At 73.3% G+C, this 14,504-nt stretch carries 16 protein-coding genes, 1 tRNA gene and 1 other RNA gene; 10 read left to right on the top strand and 8 right to left on the bottom strand.

What is annotated here, in order from left to right; all coding sequences use genetic code 11:
- Nucleotides 1-125 precede the first annotated feature (125 nt).
- Complete coding sequence (locus Q7T67_RS05545; RefSeq protein WP_304786819.1) at nt 126-329, top strand: hypothetical protein; 204 nt, start codon at nt 126-128, stop codon at nt 327-329.
- Between the two features lie 137 nt (nt 330-466).
- On the opposite strand, the gene Q7T67_RS05540 is transcribed toward Q7T67_RS05545, so the two are convergent.
- The 5 genes from Q7T67_RS05540 to Q7T67_RS05520 all read right to left on the bottom strand — a co-directional run bounded on the left by Q7T67_RS05540 (nt 467) and on the right by Q7T67_RS05520 (nt 4,422).
- Nucleotides 467-865: an NUDIX hydrolase gene (locus Q7T67_RS05540; RefSeq protein ID WP_304786817.1), complete on the bottom strand. Its 399-nt coding sequence runs from the start codon at nt 863-865 to the stop codon at nt 467-469.
- A 139-nt stretch (nt 866-1,004) separates the two neighbouring features.
- A complete protein-coding gene (locus Q7T67_RS05535; RefSeq protein WP_304786816.1) occupies nt 1,005-1,331 on the bottom strand; it encodes a hypothetical protein in 327 nt (108 codons plus the stop codon).
- An 86-nt stretch (nt 1,332-1,417) separates the two neighbouring features.
- A complete protein-coding gene (locus tag Q7T67_RS05530) occupies nt 1,418-1,672 on the bottom strand; it encodes a hypothetical protein (protein WP_304786815.1) in 255 nt (84 codons plus the stop codon).
- 85 nt (nt 1,673-1,757) lie between these two features.
- The gene (locus Q7T67_RS05525) at nt 1,758-2,957 is read right to left on the bottom strand and encodes a fatty acid desaturase (RefSeq protein ID WP_370695365.1); all 1,200 of its coding nucleotides are present in this window, start codon (nt 2,955-2,957) and stop codon (nt 1,758-1,760) included.
- 313 nt (nt 2,958-3,270) lie between these two features.
- Nucleotides 3,271-4,422: a ferredoxin reductase gene (locus tag Q7T67_RS05520; protein WP_304786811.1), complete on the bottom strand. Its 1,152-nt coding sequence runs from the start codon at nt 4,420-4,422 to the stop codon at nt 3,271-3,273.
- Nucleotides 4,423-4,725: 303 nt separating this feature from the next.
- On the opposite strand from Q7T67_RS05520, the gene fabR reads away from it, so the two are divergent.
- Both fabR and Q7T67_RS05510 read left to right on the top strand, forming a co-directional pair.
- A complete protein-coding gene (gene fabR / locus Q7T67_RS05515; protein ID WP_304786809.1) occupies nt 4,726-5,424 on the top strand; it encodes an HTH-type transcriptional repressor FabR in 699 nt (232 codons plus the stop codon).
- 166 nt (nt 5,425-5,590) lie between these two features.
- Nucleotides 5,591-5,944: an antibiotic biosynthesis monooxygenase gene (locus Q7T67_RS05510; protein ID WP_304786807.1), complete on the top strand. Its 354-nt coding sequence runs from the start codon at nt 5,591-5,593 to the stop codon at nt 5,942-5,944.
- Between the two features lie 147 nt (nt 5,945-6,091).
- Here Q7T67_RS05510 and Q7T67_RS05505 read toward each other — a convergent pair whose 3' ends face one another.
- On the bottom strand, nt 6,092-6,610 hold the full coding sequence (locus Q7T67_RS05505; RefSeq protein ID WP_304786805.1) for a flavin reductase family protein: 519 nt from the start codon (nt 6,608-6,610) through the stop codon (nt 6,092-6,094).
- 381 nt (nt 6,611-6,991) lie between these two features.
- Here Q7T67_RS05505 and Q7T67_RS05500 point away from each other — a divergent pair, with 381 nt between their 5' ends.
- The 4 genes from Q7T67_RS05500 to Q7T67_RS05485 all read left to right on the top strand — a co-directional run bounded on the left by Q7T67_RS05500 (nt 6,992) and on the right by Q7T67_RS05485 (nt 11,827).
- The gene (locus Q7T67_RS05500) at nt 6,992-9,910 is read left to right on the top strand and encodes a hypothetical protein (RefSeq protein ID WP_304786803.1); all 2,919 of its coding nucleotides are present in this window, start codon (nt 6,992-6,994) and stop codon (nt 9,908-9,910) included.
- Between the two features lie 128 nt (nt 9,911-10,038).
- A complete protein-coding gene (locus Q7T67_RS05495; protein WP_304786801.1) occupies nt 10,039-10,707 on the top strand; it encodes a class I SAM-dependent methyltransferase in 669 nt (222 codons plus the stop codon).
- Nucleotides 10,708-10,835: 128 nt separating this feature from the next.
- On the top strand, nt 10,836-11,396 hold the full coding sequence (locus tag Q7T67_RS05490) for a hypothetical protein (RefSeq protein ID WP_304786799.1): 561 nt from the start codon (nt 10,836-10,838) through the stop codon (nt 11,394-11,396).
- A 128-nt stretch (nt 11,397-11,524) separates the two neighbouring features.
- Nucleotides 11,525-11,827: a hypothetical protein gene (locus Q7T67_RS05485; RefSeq protein ID WP_304786797.1), complete on the top strand. Its 303-nt coding sequence runs from the start codon at nt 11,525-11,527 to the stop codon at nt 11,825-11,827.
- Nucleotides 11,828-11,895: 68 nt separating this feature from the next.
- On the opposite strand, the gene Q7T67_RS05480 is transcribed toward Q7T67_RS05485, so the two are convergent.
- A tRNA-Val gene (locus Q7T67_RS05480) sits at nt 11,896-11,969 on the bottom strand.
- A gap of 169 nt (nt 11,970-12,138) precedes the next feature.
- Here Q7T67_RS05480 and Q7T67_RS05475 point away from each other — a divergent pair.
- The 3 genes from Q7T67_RS05475 (at nt 12,139) to Q7T67_RS05465 (ending at nt 13,495) form a co-directional block, all read left to right on the top strand.
- Nucleotides 12,139-12,486 carry a hypothetical protein gene (locus tag Q7T67_RS05475; protein ID WP_304786795.1) on the top strand — a complete coding sequence of 116 codons (348 nt, stop codon included), beginning with the start codon at nt 12,139-12,141 and terminating at the stop codon, nt 12,484-12,486.
- A 104-nt stretch (nt 12,487-12,590) separates the two neighbouring features.
- Nucleotides 12,591-12,689: signal recognition particle sRNA small type (gene ffs, locus Q7T67_RS05470), an RNA gene on the top strand.
- 65 nt (nt 12,690-12,754) lie between these two features.
- The gene (locus Q7T67_RS05465; protein WP_304786793.1) at nt 12,755-13,495 is read left to right on the top strand and encodes a glutathione S-transferase; all 741 of its coding nucleotides are present in this window, start codon (nt 12,755-12,757) and stop codon (nt 13,493-13,495) included.
- Between the two features lie 3 nt (nt 13,496-13,498).
- On the opposite strand, the gene Q7T67_RS05460 is transcribed toward Q7T67_RS05465, so the two are convergent.
- The coding region (locus Q7T67_RS05460; RefSeq protein ID WP_304786791.1) for a dihydrolipoamide acetyltransferase family protein at nt 13,499-14,504 on the bottom strand (1,006 nt) is incomplete at its 5' end.

The raw sequence follows: 14,504 nt of genomic DNA, 5'->3' as shown, positions 1-14,504 counted from the left end.
CGCCCCAGCGTTCATCCGGCGGCGGTCGGCGCCGGGCATCCGCGCGGACCATCGACCCCCTCGGGTCATCGGGTATCCGTCCGCTCCGTTGGACTCGCCCGGCTCCCGACCCCCAAGATGCGTCCATGGGACCCTGGCTCATCGCGCTGGCGATCTGGATCGTCGTGGACGTCGCGATCGTCGTCGCCCTGGCCCGCACGTCGGGCGTGCGGTCCGTCTCGAGGCTCTTCCGGTCCAGCCCGGAGGCCCTCCGCGGCGAGCAGCGCCCGGACGGCGGCGCGGCGCGCCAGGAGCCGGTTCCCGCGCTCCGGCTCGTGTCCACGCGCTGATCCCCGGCGCCCGCCCCGGTCGGGCCTCGGCCCACGGGCTGATCTGCGGCGCCCGCCGGTGGCGGCGTCGGACCACGCGCCTCCGGGGCGGGTGACGGCCCGTCCGCCCAGCGGCGCCCGCCCCTCATCTCGCCGCCTCAGACGATGATCGTGCGCTCCGCCGCCTCGCGGACGACGTCGTGGTCGTTGGCGTAGGTGAGGAGCGCGATGGCGTCGTTCGGGGAGACCCAGCGGAGCTCGTCCACCTCGTCGTTGACCGTGAAGTCGCCCCCGACGATGGTCATCAGCCAGTAGCGGACGAGCTTGGGCCGGCCCTTGTGGTCCTCGTACCGGACCTCCGTCAGCTCCTCGCCGAGCTCGACCTCGTAGCCGGTCTCCTCGCGGATCTCGCGGAGGGCGGCGATCTCGAAGGTCTCGCCCGGATCGAGCTTGCCCTTGGGCAGCGACCAGTCCTCGCGGTGGGGACGGTGGACGACCGCGATCAGCCCGTCTCGGACGATGACGCCGCCGGCGGCGTGGACCTCTCGCGGGAACATGCGCGGAGGATATGCGGCGGGCCGTCCGGGAGCGGTCCGCGGCGTTGCCGGAGCGGACGGCGTCGGTCCGGCCGGCGACGGCCGATCGTCGGCCACCGACCGACCATCCCCACCGCCCGGAGACGCCCCGGCTGGGCCCTCAGCGCCCGCGCAGCCGCCCGACCAGCCGCTGCAGCAGCGACGGGCGGGCCCAGCGCGGGGGACGCACGCGGGTCAGGCCGCGGGCGTGGGCGGCGGGCCAGCTCGCCCAGCCCTCCCGGCCGAGGACCGTGACGGCGGTGAAGTCCTCGGCGCCGCGGCGGCCGTCGTGCATCAGGACGACGAGCATCCACCCACCGATCTGCACGAAGAGGTCGGCGTCGTTGCGCGAGTCCGCCCAGTCCGGGCGGTCGGGGACGACGCTGCCGTCGCGGGCGACGAGGCGCCGGAGCTGCGCCTCGAGCTCGGGACGTGGGCGCTCCGGCACCCCGGCGCGCTCGCAGAACCGCTCGAGCGCGTGGTCCGACCAGCCGATCCGCAGCCGCTGGGTCGGCAGGGTGCCGCCGGAGGGGCTCAGACGGCCTCGTCCTCGGGCGTGCGGTGCGCGGCGGCCCGGTCGGCCTCGTCCTGGGCGTCGGCCGCGTGCTCCTTGAGGGCCCGGTTGGACGCCTCGCGCATCTCGATGACGTCGGTCGCGAACGAGCCGACCTCGCGGGCGACGTCGCGGACCGCGCCGGTGACGATCGTGGCGATCTTCCCGACGGTGGTGGCGCCGGACTCGACCGCCTCCTGCACCAGGTCCTTGCGGGTCTCGAACGGTCCGGGCATGGCTCCCAGCGTAGTCGCTGGGAGCCGCCGAGGTGTGGGGGTGCGCACCTCGGGACCGGCGGTAGGAACCGGTGCCCGCGGCGGCCTACGCCGCAGTCGCGCGGCGGACGCCCGGCACCGTGCCGACGACGCCCTTCGCCACGCCGCCCGCGCCGCGGACCACACCGGTCGCGCCGCCGACGAGCCGGCCGGCGACCTTGCCGACGCGGCTGGAGGACGGGCGGTCGAGGTAGTCCTGCAGCTCCGGTGCGGACGGGACCGAGAGCTTCGCGATCTTGCGGAAGACCGTGAACAGCTGGTACGGCAGCGGACCCGCGTGGTAGTCGAGGCCGTAGCGCTCGCAGGCCTCCTTGACGTCCACCGAGATCTCGGCGTAGCGGTGCGCCGGGACGTCGGGGAACAGGTGGTGCTCGATCTGGAAGCTCAGGTTGCCCGACATGATGTGGAAGAGCTTGCCGCCGGTCAGGTTGGCCGAGCCCAGGAGCTGCCGGACGTACCAGCCGCCGCGCGTCTCGTCGGCGGTCTCCTCCTCGGTGAACTCCTCGACGCCGTCGGGGAAGTGACCGCAGAAGATGATCGAGAACGTCCACAGGTTGCGGATGATGTTCGCCGTCACGTTGGCGCTCAGCGTCGCCGGCGCGCCCGGGCCCGCCAGCAACGGGAACAGGACGTAGTCCTTGGCGGCCTGGCCCTTGACCTTGTCGTAGATGGCCTTGAGCATCGGCAGGCGCTCCCGGAGGTTCCAGGTGCCCGTCCGCAGCTCCTCGGTCTCGAGGTCGTGGACCGCGACGCCGTACTCGAACAGCAGCGCCAGGGCCGAGACGTAGCCCAGGTTGCCCAGGAAGTAGGGCTCCCACGGCTGGTCCTCGCTCATGCGCAGGATGCCGTAGCCGATGTCGCGGTCCTTGCCCACGATGTTCGTGTGGGTGTGGTGCATGTAGTTGTGGCTGTGGCGCCACTGGTCCGCCGGGCAGGCGGTGTCCCACTCGAAGGTGCGGCCGTTGAGCTCGTCGTCCTGCATCCAGTCGTACTGACCGTGCATGACGTTGTGGCCGATCTCCATGTTGTCGAGGATCTTCGACGCGGAGAGGGCGGCGACGCCAGCGACCCAGAACGGCGGGACCCAGGCGAACTCCAGCAGGGCGCGGCCGCCGACCTCGAGGCGGCGCTGCGCCTTGATGATCGAGCGGATGTAGGTCGCGTCGCGCTCGCCGCGGTCGTCCATGTGCTTCTTGCGGATGGCCTCCATCTCGCGGCCGAACGCGTCGAGCATGTCCTGGCTCATGTGCGGCACGGCGTGCAGCGGACCGGGCGTCCTCGAGGTGTCCGAGCCCGGCTCGGCGACGGCGACGTCGGTCGACGCGGTGGCGCGCGAGTGGCCGGCGGGGCGGGACTCGCGGTCCGGCGCCTTGGGCGACAGCGGGCGGTCGGACTTCGGGACGGCCTTGAAGTCGTCGTCGTCGAAGGCGTTGGCGGGGGGCGTGGCGGTCGGGGTGCTCATGTGAGGCTCCTCGGGATCGTGTGGTGGGGAAGGGGGGTGGCGGTCGGAGGACCGCCGGAAGGTGGGGTGCGGTCGCGCGGTGCGCGGGGTCGCGGGCCTAGAGGTCGACGGAGACGTCGCCGACGGGGGCGGAGACGCAGATGCGGATCTCCTCGCCGGGGACGCCGCCGATCTCGCCGCTGAGCGTGTCGCGGACGACGCCGGAGTTCAGCGTGCACTTGCAGGTCAGGCAGATGCCCATCCGGCAGCCGTTCTTCGGCGACAGACCCGCGGCCTCGGCCTGCTCCAGGAGGGTCGACCCGTCGGCCGCGGCGGTGATGTCGCTCCCGGCGAACGTGACGTCGCCGAGCTGGTCGGGGTCCAGGTCGGGCAGCACCGGCGGGGCGAAGTGCTCGAAGCGCAGCGGAGTCCGCAGCTCCTCCTCGGCCCACAGCGTGCGGACGGCCTCGACGAGCGCGCCGGGCCCGCAGACGAAGGCGGCGGCGTCCTCGTCGACCGGCAGCACGTGGCGCAGGTGCTCGACGCCGAACCGACCGGTGAGGACGGACCGCGGGTCGCCGGTGGCGGCGTCCTCGCGCGTGTAGACGGGCAGCACGGCGACGTTGGGGTGCGCCGTGGCGATCCGCTCGAGCTCGTCGGCGTAGAGCAGGTCCTTCGGCGAGCGCGCGTAGTGCAGGAAGCTGATCTCGCCGTCGTGGCACTCGTCGGTGAGCGTCCGCAGCATCGACAGCACGGGCGTGATGCCACTGCCGCCGCTGATCAGCACGATCCGCCGCGGGCGCGGGTCGGGCAGGACGAAGTCCTCGCCACGGGGCGTCGACAGCCCGACGAACATGCCGACGCGGGCGTGCTCCTTCAGGTACCGGGAGACGACGCCCTCCGGGTGCCGGCGGATCGTCAGCTCGATCGTGCGCGTCCGCGGGTGCGCGGAGGCCGACGGCGAGTACGAGCGGCGATGACGGACGCCGTCGACGTCGACGGAGATCTCCACGTGCTGCCCGGCCTCGAAGCCCGGCCAGGTGCCCGTCGGGCGCAGCGTGATCGTCAGGCTGTCGTCGTTCTGGTGCTCGACCTGGACGATCTCGCCGCGGATGCGGCGCACGGCCCAGTCGGGACGCAGCAGCTCGAGGTAGTGGTCGACGTCGTGCGGGCCGGCGAGCACGTCGGCGACCTTCGTGCCGAGCAGGCGCTGCGCGAGACCACCGGAGCGCGACGGCGAGGTGGGCGGGGGCGAGGTGGTGGAGGTCATGGGCATCGGGTCGAGTCGTGGGTTCCGGGGCCCGGTCGCCGTGGCGGCGGGTCCGCGGGCGTGCACACATCGGCTTCGATTTCGGTGCACAGACGTTCGGTGAACGACTGTGCACAAGACTAACCCGGTGATCGGGTGGGTCAAGCGATCCGTAGGCTGTAGAGGTGACATCGGGCACAGCGCGACCGCGCGGGCCCGATCGACTGCTGTCATGACCCGGGTGCACGAGCCTCAGACGACGACCGGACCGCACACGTGAGCCCGTCCGGCGCGAATCCCGGAGGCGAGCGTGCGCTCCGGCTGGTGGCCTCGCCCCCCGAGCACCGGGCAGCGGGCGACGGCCCATCCGCCGGCGGGACGGGCAGGGAGCTCGAGCCGATCGCGGGCGACGCGCCGCTCACGCGCCAGGAGCGCAAGCAGCGCACCCGCGCCGCGCTGCTGGAGGCCGCGCTGAGCCAGCTCGAGAGCCGGAGCTTCGGTGCCATCAGCCTGCGCGAGGTCTCCCGCGAGGCCGGCATCACGCCGACCGCCTTCTACCGGCACTTCGAGTCGATGGAGGAGCTGGGCCTCGTCCTCGTCGACGAGTCGTTCACGTCGCTGCGCGGGATGATCCGCGCCGCCCGCGCCGAGGTCCAGGCGCCGGGCGACGACATCCGCGCCTCTGCCGCCACGCTCATCCGGCACGTCGGCACCCACACGTCGCACTACCGCTTCATCTCGCGCGAGCGGTCCGGCGGCATCGCCAGCCTCCGCTCGGCCATCGCCCAGGAGATCGAGTCGTTCTCGAACGAGCTGGCCGGCGACCTGCGGAAGTACCCCGTCATCGGGGAGCTCGACCGCCCGGCGCTGGAGATGGTCGCGTCGCTGATCGTCACGGTGATGGTCGCCACCGCCGAGCGCCTGCTCGACGCGCCGCCGGACGCCGAGGCGCAGATCCACCGTCGCACCGAGGACCAGATGCGCGTCATCGTCCTCGGCGCGATCCAGTGGCACCACGCCTGACGGCTCCGGCCTGACGGCTCCGGTCCGACCGCGCCGCGCTCGTGTGTCGGCCTGCTGCCCGGGCGGCCGGCCCGTGGTCCGGTGGTCTCGCCGCCCGGCCGCGGCGCACCCGTGGTCCGTGGGACGATGCGACGGGCAAGGCACCCCGAACATCGAGAGGCATCCCATGGCCGTCGTGAAGATCAACGCGATCGAGGTCGACCCCGAGCGCGGTCCCGAACTGGAGAAGCGGTTCGCCGCGCGCGCGTCCGAGGTCGAGAAGATGCCCGGCTTCCTCGGCTTCGAGCTCCTGCGTCCGACGGAGGGGGAGACGCGGTACTTCGTCTACACCCGCTGGGCGAGCGAGGAGGACTTCCAGGCGTGGGTCAAGAGCTCCGCCTTCACGCGCGGCCACGCGCAGGCCTCCGCGGACAAGGGGGCCGAGAAGCCGGTCGCCCACGGGTCCAGCGTGCTCGGCTTCGACGTCGTGCTGTCCGTCGAGGCCGCAGCCGGCGCCGAGAGCACCGCGCCCGGCGCCTAGGACACGCACCCCGCCGCCCGGCCCGGGCCCTCGAGCCCGGCTCGAGGGATATCCGTGCAACCTCGACCTCGACCTGAGGTGGGTCGAGGGTGCGCGGGCGGGCCCGCGGGGTCGGGTGACGGGTCTCGCGGGGCCCGCCGACCCCGCTCAGTCGCCGAGGACGGGGTACGCGCCGCGGCTGAAGACCATCGGGTGGTCGTCCGTCGGCACGACGTCGAGGTCGACGACGCGGCCGACGACGAGGAAGTGGTCGCCGAGCTCGATCTCGCGGTCCAGCTCGCAGTCGATCCAGGCGACGATGCCCTCCTTGAGGATCGGCGCCCCGGAGTGCGGCGAGGGCACGACGTCCACGCCCTCGAACTTGTCCCCGCCGCGCCGCGAGAACTGCCGGGCGATGCCGTCCTGGCCCTGCGCCAGGACGTTCACCACGAAGCGCCCGGCGTCGCGGATCGGCGGCCAGCTCGTCGACGCGTGCGTGGGGTAGAAGCCGACGAGCTGCGGGTCCAGCGAGATCGACGTGAACGACCCGATGACCATGCCGGCCCTGGTGCCGTCGTCCTTGACGCCGGTGACGACGACGACGCTGGTGGGGACGTGCGAGAGGACGTGCCGGAACTTGTCCGGGTCGCCGTGCGGCGGGACGTCGGGGGCTGCGGAGGAGGACATGCGGGACTCGGTGGGGGCGGGTGTCGCGGGGTCGCGCGGCGCACGACCGATCGGGCCGGAGTCTACGGTCCGGCGCCGCGGTCCCCGGCGGGCCGGGGTGATCCCGACGCCCCCTGCGCCGATGGTCGCGCCCGAATCGTGAGAACCTGGTGACGCGCGCCGACGGGACCCGAGGGCGGCCCGTGGCCTGGATCCGCGGCCCTCACTGACGTGTACGCCGGTACGCCCCGGCGCGTACGGCGATCCCGATCGTGAGGGGTTCGGCGCCCGGGGGACGGATGGCCGATGTGGGGTGGACGCGCACCCGCAGGAAGCGTAGGTTGCTCCAGTTTTCCAAGGCAGGTCCGGAGAGAGAGAGCGCCCGTGCGTTTGAACACCAGGATGAACACCGGTAAGCCAACGACGAGACGGTTCCGCAACGCGGCCATCGTCGCTGCGTTGGGCGTCGCGGTCCCCCTTTCAGGGGCAGCCGCCGCCCAGGCGTACGAGATCACCGACTTCTCGGCGAACATCGTCAAGCAGGACGGCACGACGTTCGAGACCCAGGCCGGTGGTCACCCCTACCAGGGCATCATCGACTTCAACACGAAGAAGACCGCGGTCGCCCCGACCGGGCCGGCGGGTCCGGCGAACCAGCCGGGCTTCCTCGGCGGCAACAACGAGGGTCAGACGAAGACCATCCGGGTCGACACGCCCCCGGGCCTCGTCCCCAACCCCGAGTCGGTGCCCAAGTGCACCGTCGCCCAGCTGCACGCCACTCCGGTCGCGTGCCCGCCGTCGGCCCAGATCGGCCGCGTCCAGCTGCGCCTGAGCAAGATCGTCAGCGACGGTTCGTTCCCGACCGCCGGCCCGCCGCCGGCCGCGTCGCCCACCAACCCGTTCAACCTGCAGGCCGGCTCCCGCGCCGACCTCGAGCTGACGGTCCCGCTCTACAACGTGGTCCCGGAAGAGGGCGAGCTCGCCCACTTCGGCTTCAACCCGAAGCAGACCGGCGGCCCGACGGCCTCCGGCGAGGTCGTCGACATCATCGGCGACATGCGCCCGGGCGACAACGGCCTGGCCTTCACGATCAACAACGTCACGCGCCCGACCCCGGCCGATCCGACCGCGCCGACCCTGACGGGCTCGACCCTCACGTTCTGGGGCACCCCGGGCGACGCGAGCCACACCCCCGAGCGCGGTGCTGCGACGCTGCGCGCGCTCTCGCTCGGTGGCGGCTTCAAGCCGTCCGCCGCGTTCCCGGCCTTCCTCGCCACCCCGGTCCCCGGCGGCCAGCCCTCGACGACCGGCAACGCCGCGTTCCTCAGCAGCCCGACCTCGTGCTCCGGCCCGCAGACGGCGACGCTGACGCTCGACTCCTACCAGGGCGACCGTCGCGTCCGCGACTTCCTCGTCGCCAAGGACACCAACGGCGTGAAGACCGGCCTCGAGGGCTGCGACCTCGTGCCGTTCGGCTCCGCGACCACGTTCGGCGCCTCGTCGCTGCAGCGTGACGCGCCGACCCCGCTGGCCGTCCAGCTCGACGTCCCGCAGTCCACGGACTCCGGCACGCTGGCCACCGCGCACGTCAAGCGCGTCGCCGTCCAGCTGCCCCCCGGCATGACGATCAGCCCGTCGGCCGCCAACGGCCTGCAGGCCTGCCAGGACGCGCAGTTCAACAAGGGCAACACCAACCCGATCAGCTGCCCGGCGTCCTCGCGCATCGGCGCGGTGAAGATCACCACCCCGGTGCTCGACTCCCCGCTGAACGGCTCGGTCTACGTCGGTGAGCCGCTCCCCGGCAACCGCTACCGCCTGTTCGTCAACGCGGACGGCCACGGCATCAGCATCCGCCTGAAGGGCACCGTCACCCCCGACCCGAACACGGGCCAGGTCTCGGCGGTCTTCGACGACAACCCGCAGCTGCCGTTCTCGCAGTTCCGCCTCGACTTCGACGGCGGCTCCAAGGCGATCATCGCCAGCCCCCAGACCTGTGGCGCCGTCACCGGTACGGGCACGCTGTCGCCGTGGTCCGGCACCGCCGCGTCCACGACGTCGTCGACCCTGACGGTGCAGAACTGCGCCGGCAACCCGTTCGGCCCCGTCTTCCAGGCGGCGCTGTCCAACGGCAACTCCGGCAAGTACGCGCCGTTCTCGGTCGCGTTCCTGCGCAACGACGGGGACCAGTTCCTGTCGGGTCTGAAGGCCACCCTGCCCCAGGGCATGACGGCCAAGATCAAGGGCGTCACGCAGTGCACCGACGCCCAGATCGCCGCTGAGGCGTGCCCGGCGTCCTCGCGCATCGCCACGGTGAAGGTCCAGGCCGGCCCCGGTGCCGCGCCCTACGCCCTCTCCGGCCCGGCGTACCTGACGGGCAGCTACAAGGGCGGCGCCTTCGGCACCGTCGCGATCATCCGCGCCGTCGCGGGTCCGTACGACCTCGGCAACGTGGTGGTCCGCCAGGCCCTGCGGATCGACCCGGAGACCGCCCAGGTCACCGTGGACTCCGATCCGCTGCCGCAGATCAAGGAGGGCATCCTCCTGCGCCTGCGGAACCTGACGCTCGACGTCGACCGGCCGAACTTCCTGCGCAACCCGACCTCGTGCGGCACGCAGAAGATCACGACGACGGTCACCGGCAACGCCGGCACCGCCGTCAACCGCGACGCCGGCCTGTCCTTCAACAACTGCAAGGCCCTGCCCTTCCGGCCGAAGATCAGCCTGAAGTTCGGCAACAAGACGCAGATGAAGAAGGACCGTCACCCGCAGGTCGTCGCCAAGGTGACCCAGTTCGAGAGCGAGGCCGGGATCAAGTCGACCCAGGTCGCGCTGCCGAAGCAGGTCGCCCTGCAGGCCTCCAACGCGCAGGCGCTGTGCGAGAAGGCCGACGCGGCGAAGGACGCCTGCCCGAAGAAGTCGATCATCGGCTCGGCGAAGGCCACCACGACGATCCTCAACCGTCAGCTGACGGCCCCGATCTACTTCGTGAAGGGCACGCGCACGACGGCTGCAGGCAAGGAGGTCGCGACCCTGCCGACCCTCTACATCCCGCTCGACGGCGAGGCTCGCGTCAACCTGCGCGCCGTGACCTCGGTCAGCCGCAACCGCCTGGTGACGACGTTCCCGTCGATCCCCGATCAGCCGATCACGAGCTTCGAGCTCAAGATCGACGGCGGCAAGAACGGGATCATCGCCGCGACGACGAACCTGTGCACCGCCAAGGAGAAGGCCAGCTCGCGCTTCGTCAGCTGGAGCGGCAAGAAGGCGCCGACCCGCAAGACGAAGATCACGACGTCCTGCTCGAAGGCCAAGAAGAAGTAGCCCGCACGGTCGCGTCGCTCCGGCGACGCGACCGGGTGGCACCGCCCCGGCCTCGGCCGGGGTGAGCGGTACAGGCGGGTCCCTCCGGGGGCCCGCCGTCGTTCCGGGGCGGGTACCGTCGCCCCATCGTGCGTCCCACCCTGCCCGCCGTGCTGGACCGCGCCCACGAGCGCATCTTCGTCGCGGGCTACGCCTGGGTGCAGACGCGCTCGGAGGCCGCGGGGATGCGGGAGACGCGCCGCGACCTCGTCTCGCGCGCGTCGGGGCGGGTGCTCGAGGTCGGCGCGGGCACGGGGCTGAACCTCGACCACTACGGCGCCGGGGTGACCGACCTGACGCTCGTCGAGCCCGCACCGGCGATGCGCGAGGCGCTGCGGGCCGCGTGGGCGGACGGCGGCGTCGCGGCCGCCGCCCCGGCCGACCTGCGCGTCCTCGACGGGACGGGGGAGGCCCTGCCGGCGCAGGACGGCTCCGTCGACACCGTCGTCGGCACGTTCGTCCTGTGCAGCGTCGACGACCCGGCCGCCGTGCTGCGCGAGGTCGCCCGCGTCCTGCGGCCGGGCGGCACGTACCTGGGCCTCGAGCACGTCCGGGCGCAGGACCGCCGCGTCGCCCGGGCCCAGCGCCTGGTGGCCCCGGGCTGGCGCGTCCTCGCACGCGGCTGTCGCTGCGGCCAGGACGCCGTCGCCCTCGTGCGCTCCTCGCCGCTGACCCTCGAGTCGACCTCGAGCTTCCGGGGCCCGCGGCAGCCGTGGCCCGTGCGCCCCGGCGTGCGGATCGTGGCGCGACGGGACTGAGCGGCGGTCGATGTCGCGGCGTGGCACCGGTCGACCGCGCGATCCCGTGGGCACCGGTCGACCGCGCCGTCCCGCGCCTACGATGGGCGGGTGGCCTGCTCCCTCCCGCCCCACGCCGCGGAGTCCGCGTGACCCTCCGCGAGCTCCACGAGCGGATCGCCGCCTCCACCGCGACGCACTGGCGCGTCCTGCCGCTCGGGCCGGTGTGGCCGGGCGAGCAGCTCGCCGGGCGTCCGGCGCCCCCGTCGGTCGCCGAGGACGCCGCGCCGGGGCCGACCGGCGACGACGCCTCGGCGGCGGACCCGTCCCTCGGCCTGCTCGGTCATCCCCACCGGGCGGTCCTGCGGTCCGACGTCGACCTGGTGCTGACCTGGGGCCTGCGGGAGTCCGACCGCGACTACTTCGAGCCGTGGCTGGGCAACCTCGGGCGGATGACCGAGGTCCGTGCTGACCGGATCGTCCTCGACGTGCTGTGGGGCGGCTCGCTCGTCGATCGGCTGCTCGGCCTGGGCTTCGACGGCTTCCTGCTGCCGTTCCCGCGGTCGCGTCAGCCCCGGGTCAAGGGGCTGCCCGACCGCTTCTTCGCCCGGGACGAGGCCGAGCCGTGGCGGCTGGTCCACGAGCTGACGTTCCCGGAGGGGCCGGCGTTCGAGCGCGTCGTGCACCGCTCGGGCCTGCGGGTGGAGTGAGCGTTCCAGGCGACGGCGCGCTTCGTCGCCACTGGCGGGCCGGTGGCCCCGGCCGCGGGCCGATCGGCCTGCGGGAATCCACACCGGCCGGCGTTGCCGTCGTCCGCCCGGCACCCGATCATGAGCGGATGTCGTCGCAGGGCCCCCAGTCGCGCACCCCCGGCCGGTCGTCCGGACGGGCCCCCGACGAGCAGCAGCTGGTCGAGCTCCTGCACCGGATCGACGATGCCCAGCACCAGATCGACCAGCTCTTCGACGTCCTGCGGGACCTGGCCGTCTCGGTCCGTGATCGCCCGCGCCGACAGGTCGTGCCGCGGACGCGCCCGGCGTCGCCAGCCGTCCGCGCGAACGGCCACGGGCCCACGAACGGCTCGAGGACCGCGAACGGGCACGGCAGCCACACCGGCGAGATGCGCGGCTGGGGCCACTGACCCCGCCGGGGCGCCGCGCGCCCCCCCGGAACGACGAAGGCCCCGCGTCGGCGGGGCCTTCGACCTCATGGGCATACTCAGACTCGAACTGAGGACCTCTCGCGTGTGAAGCGAGCGCTCTAACCAACTGAGCTATACGCCCGAACGGACCGCCACGATACCGATCGGGCGCCCGACGCGTCCGTCCGCGGCGGGCCGGACGGGCCCACAGGGCCGTCCGGAGCCGGCGGCGGACGGGTGATCCGGGGGCGACGGGTGGGTGATCCGACACCCTTCCTCCCGTCGGCCGCGGTTCGTGGGATCCTTTCGGGATGGAAGCAGACCAGAAGGTCACGATCAGCGACAGCGAGGACGCCGACCTCGAGCGCCGCTCCGACGTCGAGGCCGCCCAGCCGAGCGACGAGGCGGAGGATCGGAACAAGTCCCCCATCGGCGGCGCCAGCTACGACGACGACGTCGTCGCGGTGGACCCGGTCAACGCCCCGTCGGCGAACTTCTTCATGATCCAGATCACGGTGGCGGCGCTGGCCACCGTCCTGCTGCTCGTCCTCGCGTCGATCACCGGCTCGACGATCATCCTGCTGGTGGCGATGGTCTCGATCCTCCCGGGCCTCGCCCTGATGCTGCGCTCCGTCTTCACGATGATGTCCACCGACTGAGTCCGGGCGATCGACCGACCCGGGGCGGCCGTCGGCCGCCCCGGCGCTCGGGTACGATCGCCCGACGTGTACGACGGGATGAGCCCGTCGTCGACGGCATCGATGGGGGAGTCCCCGTGCGACGTCGGCCCGTGAACCAGGTCAGGTCCGGAAGGAAGCAGCCTTAAGCGGTAGTCGATGGGCGCACGGGTGCCTCCCCCGGAGTCGTCGGCGGCGGGCTGATTCCGTCCGTGAGCGTCGCGCGGGTCGCAGGCCGTAGGGTGGCCCGATGACCGTCCCCGGGCCCGCGATCACGCTCCACGTCCTGCCGCCCTCGCCGCCGTGCCGCACGGTCGAGGCCGCGCTGCAGCTCAAGGGCCTGGCGTACGAGAAGATCGACCTGACGCCCGGCAAGCACCAGGAGGTCATGGCCGAGGTCTACGGCCCCGACCACCTGACCGTCCCGGGGCTGCTGATCGACGAGGAGCGCGTCCACGGCTCCGTCGCCATCCTCGAGCGCCTCGAGCAGCTGCAGCCCGAGCCCGCGCTCTACCCGCCGGCGATCGCCGAGGCCGTGCACGAGGCCGAGCGCTGGGGTGACGGTCGGCTGCAGGACCTCGCGCGCTATCTGCCGTGGGGCGCGCTGCACTTCCGTCCCGAATCGCTGGGCACCTTCGGCGGCGGCACGGCGCTGGACGCCGCCGGGACCGACTTCGCGATCAAGGTGATCCGCGGCACGTGGAAGTACCACGGCCTCGACGCCAAGAAGCTCTACGACGGGCTGCAGGACCTGCCCGCGCTCCTCGACCGCATCGACGCACTCGCGGCCGACGGCACCATCGGCACCGACCACGTCACCGCGGCGGACCTGCAGATCGGCGCGTCCGTGCGGACGCTGCTGACGGTCGGCGACCTGCACCCGCTGATCGAGGGCCGCGCGGGCGAGGAGATCGCCCGCCGGCTGTTCCCGGAGTACCCGGGCCTCGTGCCTGCCGGCGCCCTGCCGGCGGGCTGGGTCCCGGCGCGCTGAGCCTCAGCCCTCCAGGCGCGTGCGCAGCGCGGTGAGGAACCGCGCCGCGTAGAGCCCGTCGAGCGCCCGGTGGTCCCACCCCATGCAGAGGTGGACCATCGAGCGGATCGCGAGGCTCTCCGTCCCGTCCGCGGCGGTCAGCACGACCGGGCGGCGGACGATCGCCTCGAGGTCGAGGATCGCCACCTGCGGCAGGCTGATGACCGGGGTGGCCATCAGCGCCCCGGCGGCCCCGGGGTTGGTCAGGGTGAACGTGCCGCCCCGGACCTCGTCCGGGGCCAGCCCTCCGGCGCGCGCCCGCGTCGCGAGGTCCTTGATCCGCCGTGCGAGGCCCTCGACGCTCAGGTCCTGCGCGTCGTGGATCACCGGGGCGATCAGCCCGTCGTCGCCCAGCGAGACCGCGATGCCCAGGTGGACCCGGTCGCCGTGCCGGACGGTGGTCTCGCCGTCGAAGGTCGCGTTGAGCGCCGGGAAGCGCTGCAGCGTGCGGACGACGGCGTGCGCGACGAGCGGCAGCGCGGTCAGTCCGAGCTCGCGCCGCTCGCGCTCCACGGCACCCATGTCGCACTCCACGACCGTCGTGCAGTGCGCGGCGGTGTCGAGCGACCGCCGCACGGCGGCGCCGATCGCGCGCCGCATGCGGGTGGCCGGGACGGCGGTGCCGCCGAGGTCCCCGGGCACCCCCGGGGGCGGGGACGCGGCCTCGGCGTGCGGTGCGCTGCGCTCGGGCGCAGGAGGGCGTCCGGTGGCCGGTGTCTCGGGGTGGGGCGTCGTCGCGTCGAGGTCGGCGTGCGCGCCGCGGTCGGCCGATCCGGCGACGGGGATCGACGGGTCGTGCCGGTAGGGCGACTCCGTGTGCATCAGGGTCGCGGGGGCGGCGGGCGCGGGGGGCGCGCCGCCGGGGGACCCGACCGCGTCGAGCACGTCGCGCTTGGTCACCCGGCCGCCGCGGCCCGAGCCGGCGAGCGCCCGGACGTCGATCCCGTGCTCCGCCGCGAGCCGCGCGGCG

The sequence above is a fragment of the Patulibacter sp. genome, from assembly GCF_030655195.1.
GTDB lineage: Bacteria > Actinomycetota > Thermoleophilia > Solirubrobacterales > Solirubrobacteraceae > Patulibacter.
This window is presented reverse-complemented; position numbering and strand designations above follow the sequence as displayed.

Bases quoted from the DNA above. Each gene is read 5' to 3' on its own strand.
- Q7T67_RS05475 (WP_304786795.1), top strand. From the start codon at position 12,139: ATGGAAGCAGACCAGAAGGTCACGATCAGCGACAGCGAGGACGCCGAC.
- Q7T67_RS05525 (WP_370695365.1), bottom strand. From the start codon at position 2,957: ATGAGCCAGGACATGCTCGACGCGTTCGGCCGCGAGATGGAGGCCATC.
- Q7T67_RS05530 (WP_304786815.1), bottom strand. From the start codon at position 1,672: ATGCCCGGACCGTTCGAGACCCGCAAGGACCTGGTGCAGGAGGCGGTC.
- Q7T67_RS05485 (WP_304786797.1), top strand. From the start codon at position 11,525: ATGTCGTCGCAGGGCCCCCAGTCGCGCACCCCCGGCCGGTCGTCCGGA.
- Q7T67_RS05510 (WP_304786807.1), top strand. From the start codon at position 5,591: ATGGCCGTCGTGAAGATCAACGCGATCGAGGTCGACCCCGAGCGCGGT.
- Q7T67_RS05540 (WP_304786817.1), bottom strand. From the start codon at position 865: ATGTTCCCGCGAGAGGTCCACGCCGCCGGCGGCGTCATCGTCCGAGAC.
- Q7T67_RS05465 (WP_304786793.1), top strand. From the start codon at position 12,755: ATGACCGTCCCCGGGCCCGCGATCACGCTCCACGTCCTGCCGCCCTCG.
- Q7T67_RS05505 (WP_304786805.1), bottom strand. From the start codon at position 6,610: ATGTCCTCCTCCGCAGCCCCCGACGTCCCGCCGCACGGCGACCCGGAC.
- Q7T67_RS05500 (WP_304786803.1), top strand. From the start codon at position 6,992: ATGAACACCGGTAAGCCAACGACGAGACGGTTCCGCAACGCGGCCATC.
- Q7T67_RS05545 (WP_304786819.1), top strand. From the start codon at position 126: ATGGGACCCTGGCTCATCGCGCTGGCGATCTGGATCGTCGTGGACGTC.
- Q7T67_RS05520 (WP_304786811.1), bottom strand. From the start codon at position 4,422: ATGACCTCCACCACCTCGCCCCCGCCCACCTCGCCGTCGCGCTCCGGT.